1 protein-coding gene is annotated in these 391 nt (G+C 35.8%); it reads left to right on the forward strand.

Annotated features, from left to right (window positions below):
* Positions 1–209 (forward strand): hypothetical protein (locus E3E29_RS11530; protein WP_167911120.1); only part of this gene is annotated, 209 nt, incomplete at its 5' end.
* Between the last annotated feature and the right edge of the window lie 182 nt (positions 210–391).

Here is a 391-nt window from a genome sequence, read left to right on the forward strand (position 1 = left end):
GTAAGATAAGAGAGGTTGAGGAAATTCACAGGAAATTCTGCACAGAGGCTATTTCCAAAGGTGCCAAGAAGATATCACAGCTCGCAAACGTGGATGAAAAAACTGCCATGGTTGTTTTTAAGGCGTTTTATGGAGCCTTATTTTCGAGACTTGTTTTTGCTGAGTATTCGTGTACCCCTGATGTTGATTATGTTTCGGAACTCATCTAGCTTATAGAGAAAAGCTTGAAAAACTAGCACTTTTTATGAATAATTTTTTAGATATTTCGCTTGTTATTGAACTATTTTATGCATCCCAATGGAAGTGCGAACGAAAGTAAATACAATATATCGCTTGATTAGATATTCGTTTAACTTTGGTGCCTTTTCGTGTCCATCTAGTAATTGGTATT

This window comes from Thermococcus sp. Bubb.Bath (genome assembly GCF_012027595.1).
In the GTDB taxonomy this organism is placed as follows: Archaea; Methanobacteriota_B; Thermococci; order Thermococcales; family Thermococcaceae; genus Thermococcus.